The sequence below is a fragment of the Proteus alimentorum genome, from assembly GCF_002607735.1.
Taxonomy (GTDB): domain Bacteria; phylum Pseudomonadota; class Gammaproteobacteria; order Enterobacterales; family Enterobacteriaceae; genus Proteus; species Proteus alimentorum.
Genome location: NZ_NBVR01000036.1, coordinates 35,577 through 62,137 on the forward strand (window position 1 = coordinate 35,577; position 26,561 = coordinate 62,137).

General features: G+C 40.4%; 25 protein-coding genes. 6 read left to right on the forward strand and 19 right to left on the reverse strand.

What is annotated here, in order from left to right:
* Positions 1–4: 4 nt before the first annotated feature.
* Genes mrdB through rsfS form a run of 4 tightly spaced genes read right to left on the reverse strand, consistent with a single transcriptional unit; the run spans position 5 to position 3,856 of the window.
* The gene (mrdB, locus tag B6258_RS14590; RefSeq protein ID WP_099075876.1) at positions 5–1,117 is read right to left on the reverse strand and encodes a peptidoglycan glycosyltransferase MrdB; all 1,113 of its coding nucleotides are present in this window, start codon (positions 1,115–1,117) and stop codon (positions 5–7) included.
* 5 nt (positions 1,118–1,122) lie between these two features.
* Positions 1,123–3,018 (reverse strand): peptidoglycan DD-transpeptidase MrdA, encoded by a 1,896-nt coding sequence (gene mrdA / locus B6258_RS14595; protein WP_099075877.1) that lies wholly within the window; start codon positions 3,016–3,018, stop codon positions 1,123–1,125.
* 38 nt (positions 3,019–3,056) lie between these two features.
* A complete protein-coding gene (gene rlmH, locus B6258_RS14600) occupies positions 3,057–3,527 on the reverse strand; it encodes a 23S rRNA (pseudouridine(1915)-N(3))-methyltransferase RlmH (protein ID WP_004246050.1) in 471 nt (156 codons plus the stop codon).
* 2 nt (positions 3,528–3,529) lie between these two features.
* Entirely contained in the window at positions 3,530–3,856 is a 327-nt protein-coding gene (rsfS, locus tag B6258_RS14605) for a ribosome silencing factor (protein ID WP_006537732.1), read from the reverse strand.
* 515 nt (positions 3,857–4,371) lie between these two features.
* Between rsfS and B6258_RS14610 the strand changes: the two genes are divergently transcribed.
* On the forward strand, positions 4,372–5,118 hold the full coding sequence (locus tag B6258_RS14610) for a YbgA family protein (RefSeq protein WP_099075878.1): 747 nt from the start codon (positions 4,372–4,374) through the stop codon (positions 5,116–5,118).
* A 10-nt stretch (positions 5,119–5,128) separates the two neighbouring features.
* Here B6258_RS14610 and nadD read toward each other — a convergent pair whose 3' ends face one another.
* From nadD to B6258_RS14650, 8 genes are all read right to left on the reverse strand, one after another.
* Positions 5,129–5,800, reverse strand: a complete 672-nt coding sequence (gene nadD / locus B6258_RS14615; protein WP_099075879.1) for a nicotinate-nucleotide adenylyltransferase — start codon at positions 5,798–5,800, stop codon at positions 5,129–5,131.
* Positions 5,793–6,827: a DNA polymerase III subunit delta gene (gene holA / locus B6258_RS14620; protein ID WP_099075880.1), complete on the reverse strand. Its 1,035-nt coding sequence runs from the start codon at positions 6,825–6,827 to the stop codon at positions 5,793–5,795. The genes nadD and holA overlap by 8 nt, the downstream gene beginning before the upstream one ends.
* Positions 6,824–7,372, reverse strand: coding sequence for an LPS assembly lipoprotein LptE (gene lptE, locus B6258_RS14625; protein WP_099075881.1), 549 nt, complete (start codon positions 7,370–7,372; stop codon positions 6,824–6,826). The genes holA and lptE overlap by 4 nt, the downstream gene beginning before the upstream one ends.
* Positions 7,373–7,384: 12 nt before the next feature.
* Positions 7,385–9,967, reverse strand: coding sequence for a leucine--tRNA ligase (leuS, locus tag B6258_RS14630; protein WP_099075882.1), 2,583 nt, complete (start codon positions 9,965–9,967; stop codon positions 7,385–7,387).
* A 326-nt stretch (positions 9,968–10,293) separates the two neighbouring features.
* The gene (locus B6258_RS14635; RefSeq protein WP_099075883.1) at positions 10,294–11,019 is read right to left on the reverse strand and encodes an amino acid ABC transporter ATP-binding protein; all 726 of its coding nucleotides are present in this window, start codon (positions 11,017–11,019) and stop codon (positions 10,294–10,296) included.
* Positions 11,020–11,694 carry a glutamate/aspartate ABC transporter permease GltK gene (gltK, locus tag B6258_RS14640; RefSeq protein ID WP_006537724.1) on the reverse strand — a complete coding sequence of 225 codons (675 nt, stop codon included), beginning with the start codon at positions 11,692–11,694 and terminating at the stop codon, positions 11,020–11,022.
* Positions 11,694–12,434: an amino acid ABC transporter permease gene (locus tag B6258_RS14645; protein WP_099075884.1), complete on the reverse strand. Its 741-nt coding sequence runs from the start codon at positions 12,432–12,434 to the stop codon at positions 11,694–11,696. The genes gltK and B6258_RS14645 overlap by 1 nt, the downstream gene beginning before the upstream one ends.
* Before the next feature lie 115 nt (positions 12,435–12,549).
* The gene (locus B6258_RS14650) at positions 12,550–13,443 is read right to left on the reverse strand and encodes an amino acid ABC transporter substrate-binding protein (protein ID WP_099075885.1); all 894 of its coding nucleotides are present in this window, start codon (positions 13,441–13,443) and stop codon (positions 12,550–12,552) included.
* A gap of 365 nt (positions 13,444–13,808) precedes the next feature.
* On the opposite strand from B6258_RS14650, the gene B6258_RS14655 reads away from it, so the two are divergent.
* The 4 genes from B6258_RS14655 (at position 13,809) to B6258_RS14670 (ending at position 17,556) form a co-directional block, all read left to right on the forward strand.
* Positions 13,809–14,198, forward strand: coding sequence for a metal resistance protein (locus B6258_RS14655; RefSeq protein WP_099075886.1), 390 nt, complete (start codon positions 13,809–13,811; stop codon positions 14,196–14,198).
* 84 nt (positions 14,199–14,282) lie between these two features.
* On the forward strand, positions 14,283–16,322 hold the full coding sequence (locus tag B6258_RS14660; protein WP_099075887.1) for a protein-disulfide reductase DsbD family protein: 2,040 nt from the start codon (positions 14,283–14,285) through the stop codon (positions 16,320–16,322).
* Positions 16,322–17,053 carry a DsbA family protein gene (locus B6258_RS14665; protein ID WP_099075888.1) on the forward strand — a complete coding sequence of 244 codons (732 nt, stop codon included), beginning with the start codon at positions 16,322–16,324 and terminating at the stop codon, positions 17,051–17,053. Before B6258_RS14660 ends, B6258_RS14665 begins: the two co-directional genes overlap by 1 nt.
* The gene (locus B6258_RS14670; protein WP_099075889.1) at positions 17,053–17,556 is read left to right on the forward strand and encodes a protein disulfide oxidoreductase; all 504 of its coding nucleotides are present in this window, start codon (positions 17,053–17,055) and stop codon (positions 17,554–17,556) included. Before B6258_RS14665 ends, B6258_RS14670 begins: the two co-directional genes overlap by 1 nt.
* 87 nt (positions 17,557–17,643) lie before the next feature.
* On the opposite strand, the gene lnt is transcribed toward B6258_RS14670, so the two are convergent.
* The 5 genes from lnt to miaB form a co-directional block, all read right to left on the reverse strand.
* Positions 17,644–19,170 carry an apolipoprotein N-acyltransferase gene (gene lnt, locus B6258_RS14675; RefSeq protein WP_099075890.1) on the reverse strand — a complete coding sequence of 509 codons (1,527 nt, stop codon included), beginning with the start codon at positions 19,168–19,170 and terminating at the stop codon, positions 17,644–17,646.
* A 7-nt stretch (positions 19,171–19,177) separates the two neighbouring features.
* Positions 19,178–20,059: a CNNM family magnesium/cobalt transport protein CorC gene (gene corC / locus B6258_RS14680; protein ID WP_099075891.1), complete on the reverse strand. Its 882-nt coding sequence runs from the start codon at positions 20,057–20,059 to the stop codon at positions 19,178–19,180.
* A gap of 71 nt (positions 20,060–20,130) precedes the next feature.
* On the reverse strand, positions 20,131–20,598 hold the full coding sequence (gene ybeY / locus B6258_RS14685; protein ID WP_099075892.1) for an rRNA maturation RNase YbeY: 468 nt from the start codon (positions 20,596–20,598) through the stop codon (positions 20,131–20,133).
* Complete coding sequence (locus B6258_RS14690) at positions 20,591–21,652, reverse strand: PhoH family protein (protein WP_099075893.1); 1,062 nt, start codon at positions 21,650–21,652, stop codon at positions 20,591–20,593. The genes ybeY and B6258_RS14690 overlap by 8 nt, the downstream gene beginning before the upstream one ends.
* A 28-nt stretch (positions 21,653–21,680) precedes the next feature.
* On the reverse strand, positions 21,681–23,111 hold the full coding sequence (gene miaB, locus B6258_RS14695; protein WP_075671599.1) for a tRNA (N6-isopentenyl adenosine(37)-C2)-methylthiotransferase MiaB: 1,431 nt from the start codon (positions 23,109–23,111) through the stop codon (positions 21,681–21,683).
* A 205-nt stretch (positions 23,112–23,316) separates the two neighbouring features.
* On the opposite strand from miaB, the gene ubiF reads away from it, so the two are divergent.
* The gene (gene ubiF, locus B6258_RS14700; RefSeq protein WP_099075894.1) at positions 23,317–24,504 is read left to right on the forward strand and encodes a 3-demethoxyubiquinol 3-hydroxylase; all 1,188 of its coding nucleotides are present in this window, start codon (positions 23,317–23,319) and stop codon (positions 24,502–24,504) included.
* A gap of 56 nt (positions 24,505–24,560) precedes the next feature.
* On the opposite strand, the gene fghA is transcribed toward ubiF, so the two are convergent.
* The gene (gene fghA, locus B6258_RS14705) at positions 24,561–25,391 is read right to left on the reverse strand and encodes an S-formylglutathione hydrolase (protein ID WP_099075895.1); all 831 of its coding nucleotides are present in this window, start codon (positions 25,389–25,391) and stop codon (positions 24,561–24,563) included.
* Positions 25,392–25,444: 53 nt separating this feature from the next.
* Entirely contained in the window at positions 25,445–26,557 is a 1,113-nt protein-coding gene (locus tag B6258_RS14710; protein WP_099075896.1) for an S-(hydroxymethyl)glutathione dehydrogenase/class III alcohol dehydrogenase, read from the reverse strand.
* Between the last annotated feature and the right edge of the window lie 4 nt (positions 26,558–26,561).

Genomic DNA, 26,561 nt, shown 5'->3' on the forward strand with positions numbered 1-26,561 from the left:
CTCATTATAAACTTTTCGATAGTAGTTTTCGGTGTGTATGAATCGACATCACGATACCAAACCCTGCCATTAACACAATAAGGGCCGAGCCTCCATAACTCATCAGCGGTAACGGAACACCCACAACAGGAAGGATGCCACTCACCATTCCTATATTGACAAAGACATAGACAAAGAAAATTAGCATTAATCCGCCAATCATTACTCTACCAAATGTATTTTGTGCTTTCGTTGCAAGGTAAAGGCCCCGCGCGATTAAGAGTATATAAAGAGTCAGTAGTATCAAAACACCAATTAATCCGAGTTCTTCAGCCAATACAGCAAAAATAAAGTCTGTGTGGCGCTCTGGTAAGAATTCTAATTGAGATTGAGTGCCTTGTAACCATCCTTTTCCATGTAATCCACCAGAACCAATGGCAATTTTAGATTGGATGATATGATATCCTGCACCAAGCGGGTCTGATTCAGGATCAAGAAGCATCATTACCCGTGCTTGCTGGTAATCATGCATGAGGAAAAACCAAAGTATGGGGATAAAAGCGGCAACAAGAATAATCGCCACAGTGATAAGGCGCCAACTCATGCCTGCCAGAAAAAGGACGAATAAGCCGGAGGCAGCAACAAGAATTGATGTTCCTAAATCAGGCTGTGCTGCGACTAACAACGTTGGCACAAAAATAAGTACCAGAGCAATAGCCGTATTACGCAAAGTAGGTGGGCACACATCGCGATTCATAAATCGAGCCACCATTAAAGGCACTGCGATTTTAGCGATTTCTGAAGGCTGAAAACGCACAATACCTAAATCCAGCCAACGCTGTGCCCCTTTACTGATTTGACCAAAGACATCAACAAGAATAAGTAAAATAACACAGAAGAAATAGAGATGAGGAGCCCAGCTTTCATAGACTCTCGGTGGGATTTGCGCCATGACTATCATGATCATAAAACCCATTGCAATTTGTCCTAACTTACGTTGCATCATTTCTGGATCTTGCCCGCTGGCACTCCACATAATAAATGCGCTGTATCCTAATAAAGCAATAATACAAAGTAAGAATAGAGGGTCGATATGGATCCGTGTCCAGAAGGATTTTTTCTTATTATTTTCAGTCATGAATATTATTCCTCTGAACCACGCGGTGCTGGTGGAGAAGCTGGCAATACCGTGTTGTTATCACCAAGGAGAATGTGGTCAAGAATTTGTCTTGTAATATCGCCGACAGAAGGGCCTGCTCCACCGTTTTCTAGGATAATAGAGATAGCTACGGTTGGCTTATCATAAGGCGCAAAGGCAATCATCAATTTGTGGTCACGAAGATGTTCAGCCAATTGGTTCGCATTGTAGGTTTCGTAACTAAATACCTGTGCAGTTCCCGATTTTGCTGCTGCTTTATAAGGCGCATCAGCAAAACTTCGGCGACCAGTACCATTAGGGAAGTTAGCTACACCATACATACCGTGTTTTGCTAATTCCCAATAACCTGAGTTGATATCACCAATTTGGCGTGTTTCGGTATCAACATAAGGCAACATTTCATTGCCAAGTTTTGTACCATAAAGTAGGTGAGGGGTTTTAACTTGGCCGTCGTTAATTAATGTCATTAAAGCTTTCGCCATTTGAATAGGTGTTGCGGTCCAATAACCTTGTCCAATCCCTACGGGGATCGTGTCACCTTGATACCAAGGTTTTTTATAACGTTGCTGTTTCCATTCACGTGTTGGCATGATGCCATTGCGCTCTTCGGAGAGATCAATACCTGTATATTCGCCATAACCAAAGCGTCCCATCCAAGTTGATATACGATCAATTCCCATATCATAAGCAACTTGGTAGAAGAAAGTATCCGCAGATTCTACGATAGATTTTGTCACATTAAGTTTTCCATGTCCCCAACGTTTCCAATCTCGATAACGTTTTTCAGAGCCAGGAAGTTGCCACCAGCCGGGATCATGAATTGTTGTATTGGCTGTGATCACACCTTCACTTAATGCAGCAACAGACATAAACGGCTTTACGGTTGATGCAGGTGGATAAAGACCTTGGGTTGTACGGTTGATCAACGGTCTATCTGGGTTGTTTAGTAACCCTTGATATTCGGTGTTCGAAATCCCACCGACAAATAAATTAGGGTCATAACTCGGGTTTGAGACAAGCGCTAAAATTTCACCATTGCGAGGATCGGTGACGACAACCGCAGCTCGGCTTGTGGTGAGTAATGTTTCAATATAGGTTTGCAGTTCAAGGTCGATGGTAAGATAGATATCTTTACCTGCCTGTGGAGGTTGTTCGTGTAACTGGCGAATAACACGGCCACGACTATTAACTTCAACCTCTTCATAGCCGGTTGTACCGTGTAAAACAGACTCATAATAACGTTCAATACCTAACTTACCGATATCATGAGTCGCGGCATAGTTAGGTGATAAACCTTCTTTATCAAGGCGTTCAACATCTTTATCGTTAATTTTTGCGACATAACCGATCACATGCGTGAGTGCTGAACCATAAGGATAATAACGACGTTGATAACCTTTAATTTCTAAGCCGGGATAGCGGTATTGGTTGATAGCGAAACGTGCGACTTGTACTTGGCTTAATGTTGTTTTTAAGGCAATAGAGCTAAATCGACGTGAACGCTTACGCTCTTTTTCAAAGGCAGCAATATCTTCGTCAGTTAAGTCAACAACATCCCTTAAACTTTCAAGCGTTTCTTGTAAGTTTGCTACCTTTTCAGGCACAATTTCTAATTGATAGATAGTACGATTGAGCGCAAGAGGGATACCTTTGCGGTCGTAAATAATGCCTCTGCTGGGAGCAATTGGTACTAATTTAATTCGGTTATCATTTGAACGTGTTTGATAATCATCATGGCGAGCGATCTGTAAGTGATTGAGGTTAAAAACCAAAACACCACTCAATATAATAATTACTGAAAATGCGACAATCACACGACGGATAAATAGCTTTGATTCCGCAGTATAATCTCGAAACGGGGTACGTTTTTTTCTTTTCATCCCATTTGACTTCACTTACTAACCCGCCAATTTATTGATTATTCACGATGATAAGGATGGTTTGTGGTAATGCTCCATGCTCGGTAAAGACTTTCTGCAACCACGACACGAACAAGGGGATGTGGCATTGTTAAAGGAGATAAAGACCAGCTTTGTTCAGCCGCAGCTTTACAAGCGGGTGCTAATCCTTCAGGGCCACCAATGAGTAAGCTGACATTTCTACCATCAAGCTTCCATCGATCAAGTTGTTCTGCAAGTTTTGGCGTATCCCAGCGAGCGCCAGGAATATCGAGAGTAACGATACGATTTCCCTTACCTACTGCGGCTAACATTTGCTCACCTTCTTTTTCGAGAATACGTTTAATATCCGCATTCTTCCCACGCTTGCCTGCGGGGATCTCGATAAGTTCTAAAGGCATGTCTTTGGGGAATCGATTAAGATAATCCATAAAGCCGGTCTGTATCCAGTCCGGCATTTTTGTACCAACGGCAATGAGCTGTAATTTCAAACTCAGCTCCAGAGTTTTTCAAGTTCGTACATACGGCGGCTATCTTCTTGCATGACGTGTACCATGGCTTCACCAAGATCAACGACAATCCAGTCAGAAACACCTTGTCCTTCAACACCTAAAGGTTGTAATCCCGCTTCGCGGCAATCATCAACGAGATTATCGGCAACAGACATAAGGTGTCTGCTTGATGTGCCAGTACAAATAATCATGTAATCAGTTACACTGGATTTTCCGCGGACATCTAATGCAATAATGTCTTGAGCTTTAGAATCTTCAAGTTTATCAATAATAAATTGCTGTAATTCAGAACCTTGCAAAAGGATCACCTTTAATCTAATAAGTTAATTCAATCGAAAAATAACATACTCGTGATACTTCAAGTTGCAGCGTTGTTGACGACATTTATTCGCACTAGTCACGTACTTTGGTATGTTCCTAGTGGCTTACTCCACTTGTTGTCTAACTGCGCCTCAAATTATTTAGAATATGAAGGCTATTTTAAAGGAATTTATACCAATAAATCTATTTTACTGAATGATTAATTCCAGTTAGCAATAACAAGAACATAAACCTCATTTTCTTGTTTTTCGACGTTTGATTTAGAAAAATTCATATATGCCCATTAACTGCGTCATAATAAATAACAAAAAGAAGGCAGATAAGAACTTTTCCGTTTAGACGACAGTTTTACCTTACAGTTCCCTTAAGGGAACAGAGGGTGAGAATAACAGCTAAACCTCGTCTGTCAATGCTGATTAAATACCTAATTAGCGTGTTTTGACTTTGCTATGTTTAGATTATACAGACTAATACTCATACTTTTTAGTTAGAGAGAAAAAGAATGGAAAGAAAAGAAAATTATCTCGGGCTATCTTCAGAAATTGTGAGTAACAGTGATCGCCAATTACAAGAAAAGTTAGCGTTACTTTGTCATGTCGTTAAAGATGAAAAAATAGGTATTATGCAGATAGATCGCCAAAACAGAGATCATCTGTTGCCGATTTATGGTTATATCGGAAAAGAAGGTGACAGACTTGTTTCGCCACCAAATTTTATTTTACCTCAATTAAGTATTGAACAACTTTTACAGCCTATTGTTCTCGATCACTTTCTGACTCAATTCTTTGCACTATGTGATTATCAACAACAGGTTAATCAATCATTAAGTAAAGGGGCTTTGATTAAATTTCATAGTCGATATAAATATTTAATTATGGCTTATTCACAAGTGGCTTATCGTGAATTAGGGCGTTATATTGCTGATCTTTCTAACAAAATTTCTCTTGATGAAATTGCATCTAAATATCAACAAAAGCTAATGAAGGCATTAAGTGTTGCACCAAGTCGAGAAGGACAAACTAATGCATTAATGCATATGGCGGGGTACTTTAAGCGAGATCTGAGTTCACAACAGAAACAAGCAATGTCACAGATAATTTTGCTATATCGTCAAGGTGTAGTGCCTTTCTCTAAACCTTATGATTTACTCCAATATTGGTTAACCATTTATCCAGATGACTATTTGATTAACCAACGCTATTTTTCGCCTTATCCATCTGCTTTTAATTATTTAAGAGAACAACTTTAAAAAGAATACGTTATTTATAAAGTTGTTGTCGGCGAATATAGTTTTCAACAGAGTTGGGTAGCAAATCGTGACAATCTAAACCCGCTTTGTGGCGAGCACGAATGTCTGTCGCTGAAATATTATAAAGTGGGGTGTCAGCGAGAAATATTTTACCTGCAGGTAAACAGTGAATATCTTCTTGCTGATAGGTTTGATTTTTTTTCAGCCATGCTTGCATTTGTGCTGATTCAAAATGAGTTTGATAGCCAGGACGAGCGCAAACTAATAAATGGCATACGTCTAATAAATTTTCCCATTTGTGCCACGTATTTATTGAAAGCAATGAATCTTGGCCAATAATAAAAGCTAAAGGTTGCTTATCACCAATTTCTTTTCTGAAATCGTTTAATGTCTCAATCGTATAAGAAGGTGTTGGCTTCTCAAGTTCTCGAGTATCGACTTTAAAGGAAGAATACGGTTCGAGTGCAAGACGCACCATCTCAAGACGTTGTTGAGAAGATGCTTCTGGCTGAGGGCGATGAGGCGGAATATTGTTGGGTAACCAAATCACTTCTTTTAAACCAATTAATCCTGAAAGTGCTTCAACAGGACGTAAATGCCCATAATGAATAGGATCAAATGTACCACCATATAAAGCGATGGCTTGGTTAATTAAAGGTGTTGAGTGATTAGTTTTAGGCATGACTTACAAATCCTTCTGGTAATGCTTTTCCACAAAGTAATAAGCCCAGCGCACTAAGTGAGGGCCAAACCGTCTGGCCGTAATCTTGTTTAATAGTAATTTCGATTGTTGCAAGTAATTGTATTGCTGTCAGCAATTGATGTTCAGACAAACGTTGTAGTGCTGCGGTGAATATTGGACGTCGGTTTTGCCAAATTCGATGTTTATCAAAAATTGTTTTTAATGAAGCTGTTTTAGATTCGCGATGTAGCGTAATTAACTGCATTAACTCACGTTGTAAGGTTCTGAGCAAAATAACAGGTTCAGTGTCTTCTCTTTTGAGTTGTTGCAAGATATGCCATGCACGTTGTGTTTTTCCAGCAAGTAATGCATCAACCCAGTGATAAGGAGTAAAATGTGAAGCGTCATTGACTGCTGCTTCTACTCTTGGAAGCGTTAGCTTACCGTCAGGATACAACAGAGAAAGGCGCTCGATGGCTTGTGCTAGTGCCAGTAAATTCCCTTCATAACAGTAGCAAAGTAATTGATTACCTTGTTCATCTAACACTAATCCTTTTTGTTTTGCTCGACGCGCAACCCAATTAGGTAATTTATCAAGCTCAGGTGTCAGACAAGAAACATAGGTTCCATGTTGGCTTAATGTTTTAAACCATTCACTGTTTTCTTGTGCTTTTGTGAGTTTATTACCACGTAAAATCAGCAATAAATCTTGATGTAATTCTTGAGATAGGCGAGTGAGTTTCTCAGACATTGCTGCATTGGGGCCATTTTCAGGTAAATGCAGTAAAAGAGATTGTCTTTGAGAAAAAAGGCTTAGTGATTGACAAAGTGAGTAAATTTCATTCCAGTCCGTATTATTATCAAGGGTAAATTGATAATGTTCGATAAATCCTTGGGATTTAGCGGCGGATTGAATAGCATCTTGAGATTCTTGGAGTAACAGAGGTTCATTACCCCAGAGTAGGTAACTTTGGCGCAGCCCCTCTTGGAGCTGCGCATTCAGTTGTTCTGGATATAAGCGGATCATTTGGCTGGTGAGATTATCTGTTTTGCCTGCTCAGCTTGTGCAGCTTTTTGGCGTTCAGCGTTGTGAACAACCAATAATTTACGCACTAATATTGCTGTCGCTTGTTCACGCATCTCTTGCTTGATAATGTCATTTTCAGCATCTTTCGCTAATGCTTCTAATGGATTATCGAAGAATGGACGTGAAACCTGTGATGAAATTGGGTAAATCGTACCATCTGGCATAATCACTTGTGCATCAAGCACAAATGTTAACTGACGCTCTGCAGATTTACCGTCTTGATACACAGAAACGGTCTCTTTACTTTCTGATGAACCGACAATTTTAAGAATAGGGATATTTGCTGTTGGATTTTCAACAAGCTGAACACCACTAAGTCTAAGTTGTTGACGCATTATACGAGATAATGGGCCATAAGGGTCACTAGAGCTAAGATAAAGCGTTTTTAATTCTGCTGGAACCTGAGTTTTACCTTGAAGGTGAAAACCACAGCCAGCGGTGATTAACACCGCTAAACCGAAAAATAGCGAAAGTAGATATCGCACTAGGCCTCCTTATCAGCCAACAACGATGTTCAGTAATTTTCCTGGGACATAGATGACTTTACGAACAGTCACATCTTCCAAGTATTTAGCAACACTGTACTCTTTTGTCGCCATTTCCTGAACATATTCTTTTTCTGAATTAGCCGGAACAGTGACTCGACCACGCACTTTACCATTCACTTGAACGATGATCAGCTTGGTGTCATCAACCATAGCTTCTTCATCAGCAACAGGCCATGGTGCAACATCAACGTCCTCTTTTCCACCTAATGCCTGCCACATAACAAAACAAGCATGAGGAATGATTGGAGAAAGCATACGAACAATGGCTTCTAAGGCTTCTTGCATTAAAGCACGATCTTGTTCTGTTTCTTGTGTTGCACGAGTTAATTTGTTCATTAACTCCATAATGGCAGCAATTGCGGTATTAAAAGCTAAACGGCGACCTACGTCATCAGATACTTTCGCAATCGTTTTATGTAAGTCACGACGTAAATCTTTTTGTTCTTCTGTCAGTGCAGAAAGATCAAGAGATTGTGTCGCTCCTTTTTGAGTGTGCTCATGAACTAAACGCCATAAACGACGTAAGAAACGGTTTGCACCCTCAACGCTAGATTCCTGCCATTCCAGTGTTAATTCTGGTGGAGCAGCAAACATCATAAATAAACGAACGGTATCTGCACCATAACGTTCAACCATAGTTTGCGGGTCGATACCATTATTTTTAGATTTAGACATTTTGCTCATGCCAGCATAAGTCAGTTCATGACCTTCACTGTCAGTCGCTTTTATGATGCGGTTTTTCTCATCACGTTCAACAATAGCTTCAGCAGGAGATACCCAATGACGAGCACCATCTTCACCAGTGTGATAGAACGCATCAGCTAATACCATGCCTTGGCACAGTAAGCGTTTTGCAGGCTCATCAGAGTTCACTAAACCAGCATCACGCATCAGTTTATGGAAGAAGCGGAAATACATTAAGTGCATGATGGCGTGTTCAATACCACCAATATACCAGTCAACAGGTAACCAATAGTTAGCTGCTTTCGGATCTAACATGCCTTTATCGTAATCAGGGCAGGTATAACGAGCGTAATACCAAGAAGATTCCATAAAGGTGTCAAAAGTATCCGTTTCACGCAGCGCTGGCTGACCATTGATTGTGGTTTTTGCCCACTCAGGATCTGCTTTGATTGGGCTGGTGATCCCATCCATTTTTACATCTTCTGGCAGAATAACGGGCAGTTGATCTTCAGGAATAGGAACAACAGTACCATCTTCTAAGGTAGCCATTGGAATTGGCGCACCCCAGTAACGTTGACGAGAAACACCCCAGTCACGTAAACGGTAGTTAACTTTGCGCTCACCAATACCCATTTGTGCCAGTTTATCTGCAATTGCATTAAAGCCAGCTTGGTTGTCTAAACCAGAGAATTCACCAGAGTTAATCAGGCTATTTTTCTCGGTAAATGCACCTTCAGATAAGTCAGGTTGATTACCTTCAGCATCTGCAATAACCGCTTTAATGGGTAAATTGTATTTAGTTGCAAATTCCCAGTCACGTTCATCATGACCTGGAACCGCCATTACAGCACCCGTGCCGTATTCCATTAATACAAAGTTAGCAACCCAAATAGCAACTTTCTCTTTAGTTAATGGATGAATAGCATAAAGGCCTGTTGCAATCCCTTTTTTCTCCATTGTTGCCATATCGGCTTCTGCCATTTTCATGTTACGGCATTCATCAATGAAGTGTTGAACTTCAGGATTATTTTGAGCAGCTTTTTGTGCTAATGGATGACCTGCTGCAACTGCAACATAAGTGACGCCCATAAAGGTATCTGGACGCGTTGTATAAACGGTCATTGTGTCGTCACTGTCAGCTACATCAAATTTAATTTCGACACCTTCTGAGCGACCAATCCAGTTACGTTGCATGGTCTTAACTTGTTCAGGCCACTCATCTAACGTATCTAAATCGTTTAACAGCTCTTCTGCATACTCGGTAATTTTGATAAACCACTGTGGAATTTCTTTACGCTCAACAGGGGTATCACAACGCCAACAACAGCCATCGATAACTTGTTCGTTGGCTAAAACGGTTAAGTCATGTGGGCACCAGTTAACAGCAGAGGTCTTTTTATACACTAAGCCTTTTTCATATAACTTAGTAAAGAACCACTGTTCCCAGCGATAATATTCTGGTGTACAGGTAGTGACTTCGCGATCCCAATCGTAACCAAAACCCAGTTTTTTTAACTGGTTTTTCATGTAATCGATGTTTGCGTAAGTCCATGGTGCTGGGGCTGTTTTATTTTTTACTGCGGCACCTTCTGCTGGTAAGCCGAATGCGTCCCAACCAATAGGCTGTAAGACGTTTTTACCTAGCATACGTTGATAACGGGAAATCACGTCACCAATGGTGTAGTTACGGACGTGTCCCATGTGTAGTCGGCCAGAAGGATAAGGTAGCATTGACAGGCAGTAATATTTTTCTTTGTTATTATCTTCTGTCACTTTAAATGTATTGTTCTTTTCCCAGTGTTCCTGGATAGTTTGCTCTATATCTTCGGGACGATATTGTTCTTGCATGGCACCGATAATCCTATGGTGAATTAATGGCTACCGGAGGGTAACCGCTATTATGAAATTAAGACTTGCATAGCATAGCTGATTTTGTCTAATAGCCACAACTATTGATCTCAATGAAAACCACTGTTTGCATAACTTTTTCAAGACAATTGAGAGATATCTTGGAAAGAGTCAAAGCAAAAAGACAATAAATGCGTATTTTCTGAAAAAACAATAGTGATATTGCGAAAAAAGAAGATTATTTGATATTTAGTTGCGAGGTTAGTCGAAATTATTATTTTGGGCTGACGTGCTAAAAAAGCACGCCAGCAGAGGGGATGTGGGGATTAATGCAGAATTTTAGCGAGGAAATCTTTTGCTCTCGCGGATTTTGGATTATCAAAAAAGTCATTTTTAGGTCTATCTTCTACAATTCGACCTTCATCCATAAAAATAATACGGTCAGCAACTTTTTTAGCAAAACCCATTTCATGGGTCACTACCATCATCGTCATACCTTCATTTGCAAGCTCTACCATGACATCAAGGACTTCATTAATCATTTCAGGATCAAGCGCTGATGTAGGTTCATCAAATAACATTGCAATTGGATCCATGCATAATGCGCGAGCGATAGCGACACGTTGTTGTTGACCACCAGAAAGCTGAGCTGGATATTTGTTAGCATGGCTTGCTAATCCCACTCGCTCTAATAACTTTAACCCTTTCTCTTTTGCGGCACCTTTCTCTCTATTAAGCACTTTAACTTGTGCCAGTGTAAGATTTTCAATAATAGAGAGATGAGGGAAGAGTTCGAAATGTTGGAATACCATGCCCACTTTTGCCCGTAATTTAGCAAGATCAGTATGCTTGTCATTGACTTTAATTTCATTAACAAGGATCTCGCCTTGTTGTATAGGCTCTAAGCCATTCACTGTTTTGATCAGTGTTGATTTACCTGATCCTGAAGGCCCACAGACAACAACAACTTCCCCCTTTTTCACTTCAGTGGAACATTCAGTCAGTACTTGAAACTGACCATACCATTTGGATACGTCTTTTAGGGAAATCATCTAGGTAGTCCTTTTTTTAAGAAAGTTCACTAACATCGAAGCGGCGAAGCTAATGACAAAATAAACAAAACCAGCAAAGAGGATCATCTCAACTTGTGTTCCATCTCGTTCTCCAATATTTGCCGCTGTTCTGAAAAAGTCAGTAAGACTTAAAACGTAAACTAAGGATGTATCTTGGAATAATACAATTCCTTGAGTCAGTAAAAGCGGGATCATGGCTCTAAAGGCTTGAGGTAGGATCACTAAACGCATGGTTTGTGATTTGGTCATACCTAGCGCGAGTGAGGCTGAAAATTGTCCTTTGCTAACACTTTGAATGCCTGCTCTTATAATTTCAGAGTAATAGGCCGCTTCAAATAAAGAGAACGCTATCATTGCTGAGATTAAACGGATATCACTTTTCGGTGAAAGTCCTAGAACATTTTGTAATATGTTAGGCACAATTAAATAAAACCACAGTAATACCATGACTAATGGGATAGAACGGAAGGTATTAACGTAAGCAGCTGCAAACCAGCTAATAGGCTTAAAGGTAGATAGGCGCATAACAGCAAGCACCGTTCCCCATAAAATACCGACCACAATTGCGGTGATAGTGATTTTTAATGTGATAGCCATTCCATCGACGAGAAATGGTAGGCTTGGAACAACAGAACTCCAGTCAAATTCGTACATTATTGACCTCCTGTTGTGCCGGGTAAGCGAACGCGTTTTTCAAGCCAATGCATTATTAGCATAATGATGACATTGATAAATACATAGGCCAGCGTGATTGCTGTGAATGACTCATATGCTTTTGCTGAATAGTCGAGGAGTTTATTCGCTTGCGCTGCCATATCAATAAGTCCGATAGTAGAGGCAATCGCTGAGTTTTTCACGAGATTGAGCATTTCGGATGTCATTGGTGGAATAATGACTCGGTATGCATTGGGTAATAAAACATAACGATAAGTTTGGGGTAAAGTTAAGCCCAATGCTAATCCTGCGGCTTTTTGACCACGGGGTAATGAGTTTATTGCGGCTCTAACTTGTTCACACATACGCGCGGCGGTAAATAAACCTAAGCAGAGTGCTGATGAGACAAAAAATTGCACATTTGGCGCTAAGTCCATTTTAAACCAATCGCCAATAGATTGAGGCAATAGTTCAGGAATGACGAGATACCACGTAAAGAATTGCACAATAAGTGGTACGTTACGGAATAACTCAACATAAACAGTGCCTAAGCTTGAAAGCCAGCGATTAGGTACTGTGCGTAAAATTCCAAATAAAGAACCAACAAGGAAGGCAATAATCCAAGCGCATAGAGATAAGGCTATGGTGACTTGAAAGCCAGAAATCAGCCATCCTAAGTATGTGGTGTTTCCGAATGGGGCCTCTTGGAAGAATATCCCCCAATCCCAATCAATCGACATGATTTCACCTCCGGTGAAAAAGAGGGGCAGGGAACGGCTGCCCCAAACTTTACTGATCTGTCTGTCCAACAGATACTTTATAATTATTTATTTTGCATCAACTGCTTATGTGTTTTTAATTCAACGCTTTATCATTTGGTGATGCAAATAATGCTTTCATTTCATCAGAGATAGTGAATTCTAAGTTAAGATTTTTAGGTGGGATTGGTGCATTAAACCAGCGATTGAACGATTTTTCTGCTTCACCCGATTTTTGTGCTTTAGCGATAGTTTCATCAATTAACGCTTTGAATTGAGCGTCATCTTTACGCAACATACAACCATAAGCTTCTTCAGATTGTGGGGTTCCTACAATTTCCCACTCACCCGGTTTTTTCGCTTTAGCGCGCTCACCCGCCAGTAATGCGTCATCCATCATAAAGGCAACAGCACGGCCTGATTCAAGTGTACGGAATGAGTCTCCATGATCTTTTGCGCTGATAATGCGCATATTCATCTTTTTCTCATCATTTAATTTGTTGAGTAACATTTCAGATGTTGTTCCAGATGTTACGACAACGTTTTTACCTGACAAATCAGCAAAATCTTTAATTCCACTGTCTTTTTTCGCCAGTAAACGAGTACCTACGATGAAAATAGTATTAGAGAAGTTGGCTTGTTGCTGACGAGCTTCATTGTTGGTTGTTGAGCCACACTCAAAATCAAATGTCCCATTTTGTAATAATGGAATGCGATTCTGAGAAGTAATAGGAATGAGGCGAACTTGTAAGTTTGGTTTGCCTATTTTATCTTTTACAGCCTGTACAATTAGGTTGGAATAGTCTTGAGAATAGCCAACGACTTTCTGTTGATTATCATAGTAAGAGAAAGGAACAGAGGATTCTCTGTGTCCAACAATAATAATATCGTTGTCATTGATTTTCTTTAAGGTTCCAGTGAGTTCTTCTGCCTGCACAGCTCCTGCAGCCCCTAAGATCATTAACGATAATGCTAGTTTACGCATGCGCATAATAACTCCTGTCGTGGTGATAAGTGATATTGGTGTTTTGCTTAGTGTTGCTTTTTTGTTTTAATTTGTTTTGATAATGTTAATAAATAGAACAAATAACATACTGTTGGGAAGTGCAATTTGTGAAATACGAGAGGTATCTCCCAATAAAAAAATGAAATCAAATATAGTTGATTATTTTTTTGGAAGTTGTTTTCAATATTTAAAATTATTGTAGTAGAAACCTTATGGAAATAAAGGTTAAAGATAAAAATTTGAGATAATGCGAAAAATAAAATAAGTAGGGATTTGTAAAGTTTGTCTTAAGGAGTTGTTTGTCTGTGGATTACCGTTAAGATAGCGGGTCATATTGATGAGGAACATCTATGAGTAATTGGCGGTCAGGTCGCTGGCTAGTGGTGATAACAGTTTTGCTGATCTTGTGTTGCATTGTTCAGCGTTCATTAGGTGCCCACATCATTAGTGAGCGCTTAGCAACGGCTGTTGCTCAAACACAATACCCACTATCAACACCGATTACTGATGAGAATAGCGCAAAAGAGCACACTTATTCACTGTCTACCTGTGAATTAAGCGCCAAATCATTATTATCTGTTCCACCATTAACAATAGAGCCATTTTTTCATTCATGGGCTGTATTACTATTGTTAAGCATGGCTGCCATTTATGTGTCGCGCCAGCGTAATCAGAAAAAACACCATCATCCACCTCCTCCAATCAGACTTCACCTTCATTATTGTATTTTGAGGGATTAGAAATTTCCTTTTAGCTAAAAGATTGTGCGTCTATTTTTGGCGTGGCTCTATGTGTAGCGTTGTAGGAATTTTTAGGGAGTTTTTATGTTTCGTTCTTTTGTTATAGCGTTGATATTAACGCTATTTACTTTATCTACTACTCAAGCCGCAGATACAGGTTGGTTAACTACGCCTGATAATTCTCATGCACAAGTTAGGGCGACAGCGCAAAAGTCTCCAGCAGGTGACGTGAAAGTTTTACTTGAAGTACAGCTTGAGTCTGGATGGAAAACGTATTGGCGTTCTCCTGGAGAAGGTGGCGTTGCCCCTGAAATTCATTGGTCGCCAGATGTGAGTGTAATGGCTTGGCATTGGCCTTCGCCTTCAGCTTTTGATGTCGCGGGTATTCATACCCAAGGTTATGATAAACAAGTCGTTTTCCCCATTGAATTATCCGCTGTTCATGCTGATCGTTTAACAGGAGTTTTAACGTTATCAACATGCAGTAATGTCTGTATTCTGACTGACTATACTTTAGATTTAGATCTTACCGAGTCTGTACCTGCTGATTTTGAATGGCAATACAATCAGGCAATGGCCAAAATTCCTGTTGGAACGGGATTAATATCATCAGTTTCTTCGGGTTATCACAATAGCCAACTCACTATCTCTTTACAGAAAGAGCAAGGTGATTGGGTTAAGCCTAATATTTATCTCGATCCCCCTGAAGGCATGCTTTACGGTATTCCAAAATTAAATCATCAAGATAAAAACCTATTTGTCACGGTTGATGTGACCGATGATTGGGGGGATGCTGCCGGTGATATCTCAGGTAAGGTGCTTTCTTTTGTTATTACTGACCAAGGTTTTTCTCGTCAAGTCAATGACACAGTAGGGCATGGAAAAGAGGTGATTGCTCCACCTTCTAATTCAGGTATTGGGCTTTGGAGTATTCTTGCTTTTGCACTATTGGGTGGCTTAATTCTGAATCTGATGCCTTGTGTATTACCTGTACTTGCGATGAAAATGGGATCAATTTTACATCTCGAAAATCGTGATAAAAGGGTTATTCGCAAGCAATTCTCTGTTTCTGTTTTAGGGATTTTAGTCTCATTTTGGGCGCTAGCGCTGTTTATGACAGGCTTGCGTTATAGCCAAGAAGCCCTAGGCTGGGGAATTCAATTCCAAAGTCCTTGGTTTATTGGTTTTATGGTATTAGTTACCGCTATTTTTACTGCAAATCTATTTGGATTATTTGAGCTGCGTTTAAGTAGCAATATGAATACTAAAATGGCAACAGCAGGTGGACAAGGATATAGCCGACACTTTTGGGAAGGTGCATTTGCAACTTTACTTGCGACACCTTGTTCTGCACCCTTTTTAGGTACCGCAGTCGCTTATGCGCTTATAGCGCCTCTAAATGAACTATGGCTTATTTTTACTGCTTTAGGGATTGGAATGAGTTTGCCTTGGATCTTAGTGGCAATATTTCCATCTATCGCCAAAGCACTACCCAAACCGGGTAAATGGATGAATCGCCTCAGAGTAGTTTTAGGCTTTATGATGTTGTTGTCTAGTATTTGGCTAATAACGCTCTTGATCCCTCACTTGGGAATGCCAATAGTTGCGGGTATTTTTGTTATTATTGGGCTGTTGTTATTGTTTGCTATCGCAAAGCATTATGGCAAAAAAGTATTATTGATTTCTACAGTGGTAGCTTTCCTTTTAGGAGGAAGCACCTATCTATTTGTCGAGCAACCAGCAAGCCAAACACTCGCAGGTCAAGATACGATAAATTGGCAGCCGTTATCAGAAGAAGCAATACACCAAGCATTAGCCGATAATAAACGGGTATTTGTTGATGTAACAGCAGATTGGTGTGTAACCTGCAAAGCAAACAAATACAATGTATTATTGCGAGAAGAGATCCAAGCCGCACTTTCAGCGCCAGATGTTGTCGCATTAAGAGGGGATTGGACTAAACCCTCTGATAAGATCACTCAGTTTTTAAAACAACGTGGTCAAGTTGCAGTACCTTTTAACCAAGTTTATGGGCCTTGCCATAAAGATGGCGTGGTTTTACCCCCTATTTTAAATAAAGATTCAACATTGACCGTTCTTTCAGAGGCTAAAGGAGCCCAATAATGAAAAAAACACTTTCTGCACTGGTTATCTCTTCGTTACTTTTTGGTGCAAATGTGCAAGCTGCGGCGTTAAGTACTGATCAGGAAAAAGAAGTTCGCGCGCTGGTTCGTGATACGTTAATCAAAAACCCAGAAATTTTGGAAGAAGCGATCACGGCATTACAAGCACAAAAGGCAGATGAACAACAAGCTCAATTCCGTACCGCATTAAAAGCAGAGCATGACGCATTATATAACGATGCAGCAAGCCCTCGTATTGGTGCAAAAGACGCTAAGTTAGTGTTGGTTTCTTTTACTGATTATAACTGCCCTTATTGCAAACGCTTTGACCCATTATTAGAACAAATCACAAAAGATTATCCTGACGTTGCCGTGGTGATTAAACCACTGCCATTTAAAGGTGAAAGTTCTGCAAAAGCCTCTCAAGCTGTGCTTTCAGTTTGGAAAGAAGATCCAAAAGCATTCTTAGCATTACACCAACGTTTAATGCAGAAGAAAACAATGCTAGATAATGCAAGTATTGAAGATGCAATGAAAACAACCAATACAAGCAAAGTGAAATTAACGGATGAAAGTTTAAAAGCGTTACAAAATAACTTAGATCTTTCTCGTAAATTAGGTATCCAAGGTACGCCTGCAACAGTTGTTGGCGATATGGTTATTCCTGGTGCCGTTGATTACGCTCAGCTAGAAGTGATTGTGAAAGAGCAACTGGCTAAAGTGAAAAAATAATGCGTAGTCGCTTACGAAAGTGGAGTAAAGAACTGATTGTTCTGGTTGTCATTTTCGTTGTAGCTTCTTTTGCGATGGATTGGTGGCGACAACCTACGCCACCCTCTTTTACGAATTTACCTGAGCTTTATACTGTTGATAATAAAATTGTTTCTCTAGTTGAATTGAGTGCTGAAAAGCCCTTATTAATCTATTTTTGGGCAACTTGGTGTGGGGTTTGTAAACTAACAACTCCCGCAGTAAATTCGTTAGCGCAAGATGGTTATAACGTGACATCTGTTGCAATCCGTTCTGGTGATAACGCAAAGTTAGAGCGCGGTATTCAGTCTAAAGGACTTGTGTTTCCTGTAATAAATGATAGCCAAGGGGATATTTCTCAGCAGTGGGAAATTAGTGCAACACCTTCTTTTGTTATTGTTTATAATGGAGAAATGGTAGGCTTTACGAGCGGTTGGTCATCTTCGTGGGGATTAAAACTACGTTTATGGTGGGCTGGTCTTTGAACGGTATACCAACGATTATTTTAAGCTTGAGTAGATTAAAAATAACGGAATTCATTATTATATTGAATTCCGTTATTTTATTTTGCTTTATTCAATACGGCGTTTAATAAAGGCGATGATAAAAAATAATCCAACGATTATCCACAATGGTGTATTACCCCACTTGTAATAAGGGGTTAACCCAGTTGTTGGTGTGATTTTTTCCGCTAAAGCACCTTCTTCAAACTGAGGTAATTGAGAAATTACATCACCATTGGCAGCGATAAATGCGGTAATACCGTTATTTGTCGAGCGTAATAATGGTCTTCCTAACTCAAGAGAACGCATTCTCGCCATTTGGAAGTGTTGCCAAGGGCCAATTGAATTACCAAACCACGCATCATTAGAAATCGTTAATAAGAACTGTGTATCAGGTTTAAAATTAGCGCGGACTTGTTCACCTAAAATAATTTCGTAGCAAATAGCGGCGGTTATTTTGGCATCATTGACAGTAAGTTGAGGCTGTACATATTCGCCTTGGCTTAATGATGACATCGGTAAATTAAAGAAAGGCGCAAGTGGGCGTAATAGTGATTCTAATGGCACATATTCACCGAAAGGAACAAGGTGATGTTTGTTATAGCGATCGGTTGCTGGGTATTGATAAGCATAGTGTTCACCTAATGTGATGACACTATTGTAGAAACGATAACCTTCTAATGTCGGTCGGGCATCAATAATCCCCGTCATTAAATGGGTATCTTGTTCTCTCAGTTGCTTATCTAATTCTGCTAAAAAGCCTTGTTGTTGAATTTCAACATCAGGAATTGCAGATTCAGGCCAAATAATAAGATTTGCATTACCAATAAACGGGCGACTTAAGGTGAGATAGGTTTTTAATGTGCTCTCTAATGTACCAGGTTCCCATTTTAAAGATTGTGCAATATTACCTTGAACTAATGCAATTTCTTGCGTTTCATTTGGTAAAGGTTGATACCATTGATAAGACTTAAAGCTGATAGGTAATACTAATAAAAGCAGTGCAACCACAAGGCTGTAAATTGATTTACGATAGATTGTAAATGCAATTAAACCACTAATAACGGTTAAGAGCAGCGTTATCATCGTGACACCAAAAATAGGGGCAATACCTTTTAATGGACCATCAATCTGGCTATAACCAAACTGCAACCACGGAAAACCGGATAAGACCCAACCTCTTAAAAATTCAGTGATTTGCCATAGGGCAGGGGCTGCAAATACAAACCGCCACAGGGTTGGTTTTGGAAAAAATTTATTCAGCAATCCTGCAAATAACAGTGTGTAGAGTGATAAATAGAGTGCTAATAAAATTACTAAAAAGATATTTATCGCAAACGGCATACCACCAAAATCAGCGATACTGACGTAAACCCAATTTACACCGCTACCAAATAGCCCAAATCCCCAAGCAAAACCAAGGAATGCGCCTTGACGAGTTGTGCGGTGAGTGATTATCAGTAATAAGCCAAGTAGTGAAATTAACGCTGCAGGCCAAAAATCAAATGGCGAAAATGCCAATGTGCCAATGGCACCGAAAAAAACCGCCAGAAGGGCGCGAACCCACTGGCGGTTTAAGAAAGAGATCTTATTCATTGATATCCTATGCATCATTACCGAGTTCAGGAATGGGCGCATCGTCGGGGATATGCACATAAACCTGAATGATTTTACGGCTATCTGCCATAACAACTTTAAATTGGTAATTATCAATGGTAATAGTTTCACCACGAGCAGGAAGGTGACCAAAGGCTTGCATAACTAAACCGCCAATAGTATCAACTTCTTCATCGCTGAAATGTGTACCGAACGCTTCATTGAAATCTTCTATCTGGGTTAAAGCTCGAACTGAGTAAGCGTGAAGACTTAACGGACGAATATCAATATCATCCTCATCATCATACTCATCTTCAATTTCGCCTACGATAAGTTCAAGAATATCCTCAATTGTGACGAGCCCAGATACGCCTCCGAATTCATCGATCACAATCGCCATATGATAGCGTTGAGAGCGGAACTCTTTTAATAGGCGATCAACCCGTTTGCTTTCAGGCACAACAACAGCAGAGCGTAAGACTTTATCCATACTAAATGGCTCTGCGTCAGTACGCATAAAGGGCAGTAGATCTTTTGCCATTAATAAGCCTTCAATATGATCTTTGTCCTCGCTAATGACTGGGAAACGGGAATGTGCTGAATCAATAATCACATCTAAACATTCATCAAGAGTTTGATTGCGTTTTAGTGTGACAATTTGCGAGCGAGGGATCATTATGTCCCGAACGCGTTGTTCAGCAATATCCATTACCCCTTCAAGCATGTCGCGGGTGTCAGGATCAATTAATTCTTTCTGTTCAGAATCGCGGATAAGCTCCATCAGATCATCACGGTTTTTAGGTTCACCGTGGAACCACTGATTAAGCAGTGTGAGAAACCCTTTCTTAGGACCAGGGTTATCGTTACTCGAAGATTGGTCGTCGCTCATGGCGTTTTAACTATTTTTCCTCATTGAATGGTTAATTAGATATAGTATTTATCATAAAAATAAGAGAACTGTTACTCTTTTTCAATCAAATAGGGATCTGCATAACCTAAATTTTGTAAGATTTCTGTCTCTAAACTTTCCATTTCTTCGGCTTCATCATCTTCAATATGATCATAGCCTAAAAGATGGAGACACCCATGAATAACCATGTGTGCCCAATGCTCTTCGACAGTCTTACTCTGCTCAACCGCCTCTTTTTCTACCACTTGGCGGCAAATAATCAAATCACCTAATAATGGCAATTCAATTTCAGGTGGTGCCTCAAAGGGAAAAGAAAGCACGTTAGTCGGCTTGTCTTTTCCACGATAAGTGAGATTTAGTTCGTGACTTTCTGCTTCATCAACAAGACGAATAGTCACTTCACTTACAGGTTGAAATTGCGGTAATACCGCCTCTAACCATGTCATAAATTGGGCTTCAGTAGGAAGCCCTTGCGTATTTTCACTTGCTACTTGTAAATCAAGGATAACTTCACTCATGATTTTCTCTCTGAAGCTTCTCTTTTTCTGCTTTGATAGCTTGGCGGCGTTTTTGATCTTCCGTTTCCCAAGCCTCATAGGCGATAACAATTTTGGCAACCACCGGATGGCGAACAACGTCTTCACTGTGGAAAAAATTAAAACTTAAGTCATTTACATCAGATAAAACTTCAATGGCATGACGTAAGCCTGATTTATTGCCTCTCGGCAGGTCAATTTGGGTAATATCCCCAGTGATAACTGCTTTAGAGTTAAAGCCAATACGCGTTAAGAACATTTTCATCTGTTCGATAGTGGTGTTTTGGCTTTCATCAAGAATGATAAAGGCGTCATTTAATGTGCGTCCACGCATATAGGCGAGAGGAGCGACTTCAATGACATTACGCTCTATGAGTTTCTCAACTTTTTCAAAACCTAACATCTCAAATAACGCATCATAAAGTGGTCGTAAATAGGGATCGACTTTTTGACTTAAATCGCCGGGTAAAAAACCCAGTTTTTCACCGGCTTCAACTGCAGGACGCGTTAATAAAATACGACGCACTTCTTGGCGTTCAAGCGCATCAACAGCGGCAGCAACAGCCAGATAAGTTTTCCCTGTACCAGCAGGTCCAATACCAAACGTAATATCATGGGTCTGAATGTTGGCAATATATTGTGCCTGATTCGGTGTACGAGGTTTTATCACACCTCGTTTAGTTCGAATATTGGTTGATTTCCCAAATTCAGGAACATGCTCATCACTTTGCTCAAGCACACGGCTTTCTTTGATGGCAAGGTGAATTTGTTCAGGGTCGATATCGGGGATCACGCCTTTAATTGGCGAGGTTTCCACATACAGGCGACGTAAAATTCCTGCAGCTGCATTGACACACAATGATTTTCCCGTGAGTTTAAAACGGTTATCACGATGATTAATCTCGATACCTAAACGGCGCTCAAGTTGCTTAATATTATCGTCAAATGGGCCACATAGGCTCATTAAACGGGCATTGTCAGCTGGCTCTAAGAAGATTTCTTGGGTCGCTACCTGTGTATGTGCTATTACTGTCACTGATTATCCTTTTGTTAAATCTGATCAATTAAGGTTGGTAAACACCCACCCCTAATTCATCCTCTTTACGTGTACGTGCAATGACGGATTCTGGAGATTCATGAATACGTAAATCCATTTGATCTTCCGTTCTAACGACTTTACCACGTAGTGAGTTGGCATAAACGTCAACAATCTCAACATCAACGAACTTACCAATCATATCTGGTGTACCTTCAAAGTTAACCACTCGGTTATTTTCAGTACGACCAGAAAGCTCCATCACATTTTTACGTGAAGGTCCTTCTACTAGAATACGCTGTACGGTGTTTAACATTGCACGGCTAAAGTTCATTGCTTGTTGATTGATGCGCTGTTGTAGCAGATATAAACGCTGTTTCTTTTCATCTTCACTGACATCATCAGGTAAATCAGCAGCAGGTGTGCCCGGACGTGCTGAATAGATGAAACTAAAGCTCATATCAAAATTAACATCCGCAATTAATTGCATCGTTTTTTCAAAGTCGTCTTGGGTTTCGCCCGGGAAACCGATGATGAAGTCTGAACTTATCAGAATACCAGGACGTGCTTTGCGTAGTTTGCGAATGATGCTCTTATATTCAAGTGCAGTATGGTTACGCTTCATTAATGTTAGAATGCGGTCAGAACCACTTTGCACTGGCAAGTGTAAATAGCTGACTAATTCCGGCGTATCTTCATAAACCGCAACAATATCGTCAGTAAATTCGATAGGGTGGCTAGTAGTAAAGCGAACGCGGTCAATGCCGTCAATGGCCGCGACTAAGCGAATTAATTCAGCAAAGCTACAGATTTGACCATCAAAAGTCGCACCACGATAGGCGTTAACATTTTGGCCTAATAGGTTTACTTCGCGCACACCTTGTGCCGCTAATTGAGCAATTTCAAATAGCACATCATCGCAAGGGCGGCTAACTTCTTCACCGCGTGTGTAAGGAACTACGCAGAAAGAGCAGTATTTGTTACAGCCTTCCATGATGGAAACAAAAGCAGAAGGGCCTTCAGCGCGTGGCTCTGGTAAACGGTCAAATTTTTCGATTTCAGGGAAGCTGATATCGACAACTGGGCTTTTAGTCCCTTTAACCTGATTAATCATTTCAGGTAAACGGTGTAAAGTTTGTGGTCCGAAGATAATATCGACACACTGCGCACGTTGACGGATGTATTCACCTTCTTGAGAAGCAACACAACCGCCGACGCCAATGATAATATCGGGTTTATTATCTTTAAAATATTTCCAACGTCCTAACTGATGAAAGACTTTTTCTTGTGCTTTCTCACGGATAGAACAGGTATTTAGCAGTAGAATGTCCGCATCTTCGGCGACATCGGTTAACTGATAACCGTGGGTGCTTTCGAGTAGGTCTGCCATTTTGGATGAATCGTACTCATTCATCTGACAGCCCCAAGTTTTAATGTACAGTTTTTTTATCGTCGACATTGTGTAAATCCGGTATTTTCAGTGAGACAATAGCTAATCATTGGAAAACGTTGCGTGTAATAAGCCAATAAGGCGGTTATTGTAGTCATTTGTGTGGTCAGTGACTAGAGCAAGTCGGCGCTAATTCTCTATGGCGTTTAGTTTAATAGAAATAAACTGAAACAGCGCTTACCTATTATTTAAAGTAATGAGTTATGGCATAACAATGATGAGTAATGTAAAAAACGATTTTGATGCAATCATCGCTGGTGGCGGGATGATTGGCGCTGCTGTTGCAATTGGGCTGGCGCAAGAAGGATTGCGTGTTGCAATGATTGAACGACAGTCACCCGCACCTTTTGATGCGTCATCTCATCCTGATATCCGTATTTCTGCGATTAGTTGCGCGTCTGTTAGTCTATTAAAACAATTAGGTGTATGGCAACATGTTTTAGCGATGCGTTCTGCGCCTTATCTTACCTTAGAAACATGGGAAGAAGAAAATGCCCATGTGGTTTTTGATGCTAAAAGCTTAGGTTTACCAGAATTAGGCCATATGGTTGAAAACCGAGTTTTGCAATTAGCCCTTTGGCAAGAGGCTGAACGTTATAGCAATATCACTTTATTATGTCCAAATAGTCTAAGTAAAATGACTTATTTAGATGATAAATGGAAAGTCACACTTTCTGATGGCAGTGAAGTGACCACAAATTTAGTGGTAGGTGCGGATGGGGCGAATTCTCAAGTGCGCCAATTTGCGGGTATTGGTAGCAATGGCTGGCAATATCGTCAATCTTGTATGTTGATCACCGTGAAAACAGAGTTGCCTCCTGAAAAGGGGACATGGCAACGTTTTTATCCTTCAGGGCCTCGCGCTTATTTACCGCTTTTTGATAATTGGGCTTGTTTGGTTTGGTATGATTCGCCTGACAGAATTAGAAAACTGCAAAATATGTCGATGACGCAGTTAGAAAAAGAAATTCAACATGCTTTTCCTGAACGATTAGGTAAAGCGACACCGATTGCAGCAGGTTCATTCCCATTAACACGTCAGCATGCAAGTCGCTATGTTGATAAAGGCATCATTTTGTTGGGAGATGCGGCTCATACTATCAATCCTTTAGCGGGACAGGGCGTTAATTTAGGTTACCGTGATGTGGATTGTTTCTTAGACTTAGTGGCTGATGCCAAAAAACATTTTGAGCCTTGGGATTCAATGGCATTATTGAAGAAATATCAGCGTCGTCGTATGCCTGATAATTTAGTGATGCAAGCGGGCATGGATGTGTTTTATCACGCCTTTAGCCACCCATTACCGGGTTTAAAAGTGGTTAGAAATATCGGCCTTTTAGCAGCTCAACATGCAGGAAAAGCCAAAGAAGCGGCATTACGTTATGCGTTAGGTATTAAGTAATAGAAATGCGATGATCTGAATTGAATGTTCGTAATAAGATCATCGCATTATTGTTGTTACGCTTTTAAATGCTTGGCATGAAAAGCAATATGCTCACCAATAAAACTCGCCACAAAATAGTAACTGTGATCGTACCCTTGATGTAAATTCAATTGATAAGGGAATTGTTTTGTATCGCAAGCTTGTGCAAATAATTCAGGCTTCAGTTGCTCTTGATAGAAAGGATCATCAAGTCCGACATCAACACGCATAGGTAACACACTTTCTGCTTGGTTAAGCAATGCTACCGCATCATATTGTTGCCATTGTGTCGTATCATTGCCTAAATAAGCGCTAAACGCTTTTTTACCCCAAGGAACAACTGACGGTGCCACGATCGGAGAAAATGCTGATACACTGCGATAGCGTGCCGAATTTCGCAATGCAATCGTTAATGCGCCATGTCCCCCCATCGAATGCCCACTGATGGCACGTTGATGAGTCACAGGAAAATGCGTTTCTATTAGTGTAGGAAGTTCATCAACAATGTAGTCATACATATTGTAATGATTATTCCACGGTGATTGTGTCGCATTAAGGTAAAAGCCTGCGCCTTGCCCTAAATCATAAGCACTATCATCAGCAACATTTTCACCACGAGGGCTGGTATCGGGTACAACTAAAATAATGCCATGCTGTGCCGCAAATTGTTGAGCACCTGATTTAGTAATGAAATTTTGTTCATTGCAGGTTAGGCCTGATAACCAATATAAAACAGGGTATTTTTGCTCTTCTTCCATAGGGGGAAGATAGATGGCAAATTTCATCTCACAATTTAATGCTTTTGATGTATGTTGATAGACTTCTTGCCAACCACCAAAACAGGCGTGACGTTCAATCCTTTCCATTTTAACTCCTTAAAAAACAAAGGAAAACCTATGAGATATAGGTTTGCGGATGATTAATCGAAATGAATAACGGTTCGGATTGATTTGCCTTCATGCATTAAATCAAAAGCTTCATTAATTTTTTCTAACGGTAGCTTATGGGTAACAAAAGGCTTAAGTTCGATATTGCCTTTCATTGCATCTTCAACCATGCCGGGTAATTGGCTACGGCCTTTAACACCACCAAAAGCACTACCTTTCCACGAACGACCCGTAACTAATTGGAATGGACGGGTTGAGATCTCTTGTCCAGCACCTGCGACACCAATAATAATGGATTGACCCCAGCCACGATGGGCACTTTCTAATGCCGCTCTCATGACATTAACGTTACCAATACATTCAAAAGTATGGTCAACACCCCATTGTGTCATTTCAACAAGCACTTGCTGAATGGGCTTGTCGTAGTCATTAGGATTTAAGCAATCTGTAGCACCAAATTGACGTGCTAATGCAAATTTTTCAGGATTAGTATCAATCGCAAAAATTCGACCTGCTTTGGCTTGTCTTGCACCTTGAAGAACAGCAAGGCCAATTCCGCCTAAACCAAACACTGCAACCGAATCACCTTCTTGTACTTTTGCTGTATTGTGAACTGCGCCAATACCGGTTGTTACGCCACAACCTAATAAGCAAACTTCTTCGTGATTGGCTTCTGGATTGATTTTTGCCAGAGAAACTTCAGCCACCACAGTGTATTCACTAAAAGTAGAGCATCCCATATAGTGATAAATTGGCTGCCCGTTATAAGAAAAACGTGTTGTTCCATCGGGCATTAAACCTTTACCTTGCGTTGCTCTGACTGCAACACATAAGTTTGTTTTGCCTGATTTACAGAATAGACATTCGCCACATTCAGCTGTGTACAGAGGAATAACGTGATCGCCCGGTTTAACACTGGTGACACCTTCTCCGACTTCTACAACTACCCCCGCGCCTTCATGACCAAGAATAGCCGGGAATACACCTTCAGGATCATCACCAGAGAGCGTAAATGCGTCTGTATGGCAAACACCTGTATGGCTAACTTTTATGAGCACTTCACCCGCTTGAGGTGGCATTACATCAACTTCAACGATTTTTAAAGGTTCTCCTGGTCCAAATGCGACCGCAGCACGAGATTTCATGGTG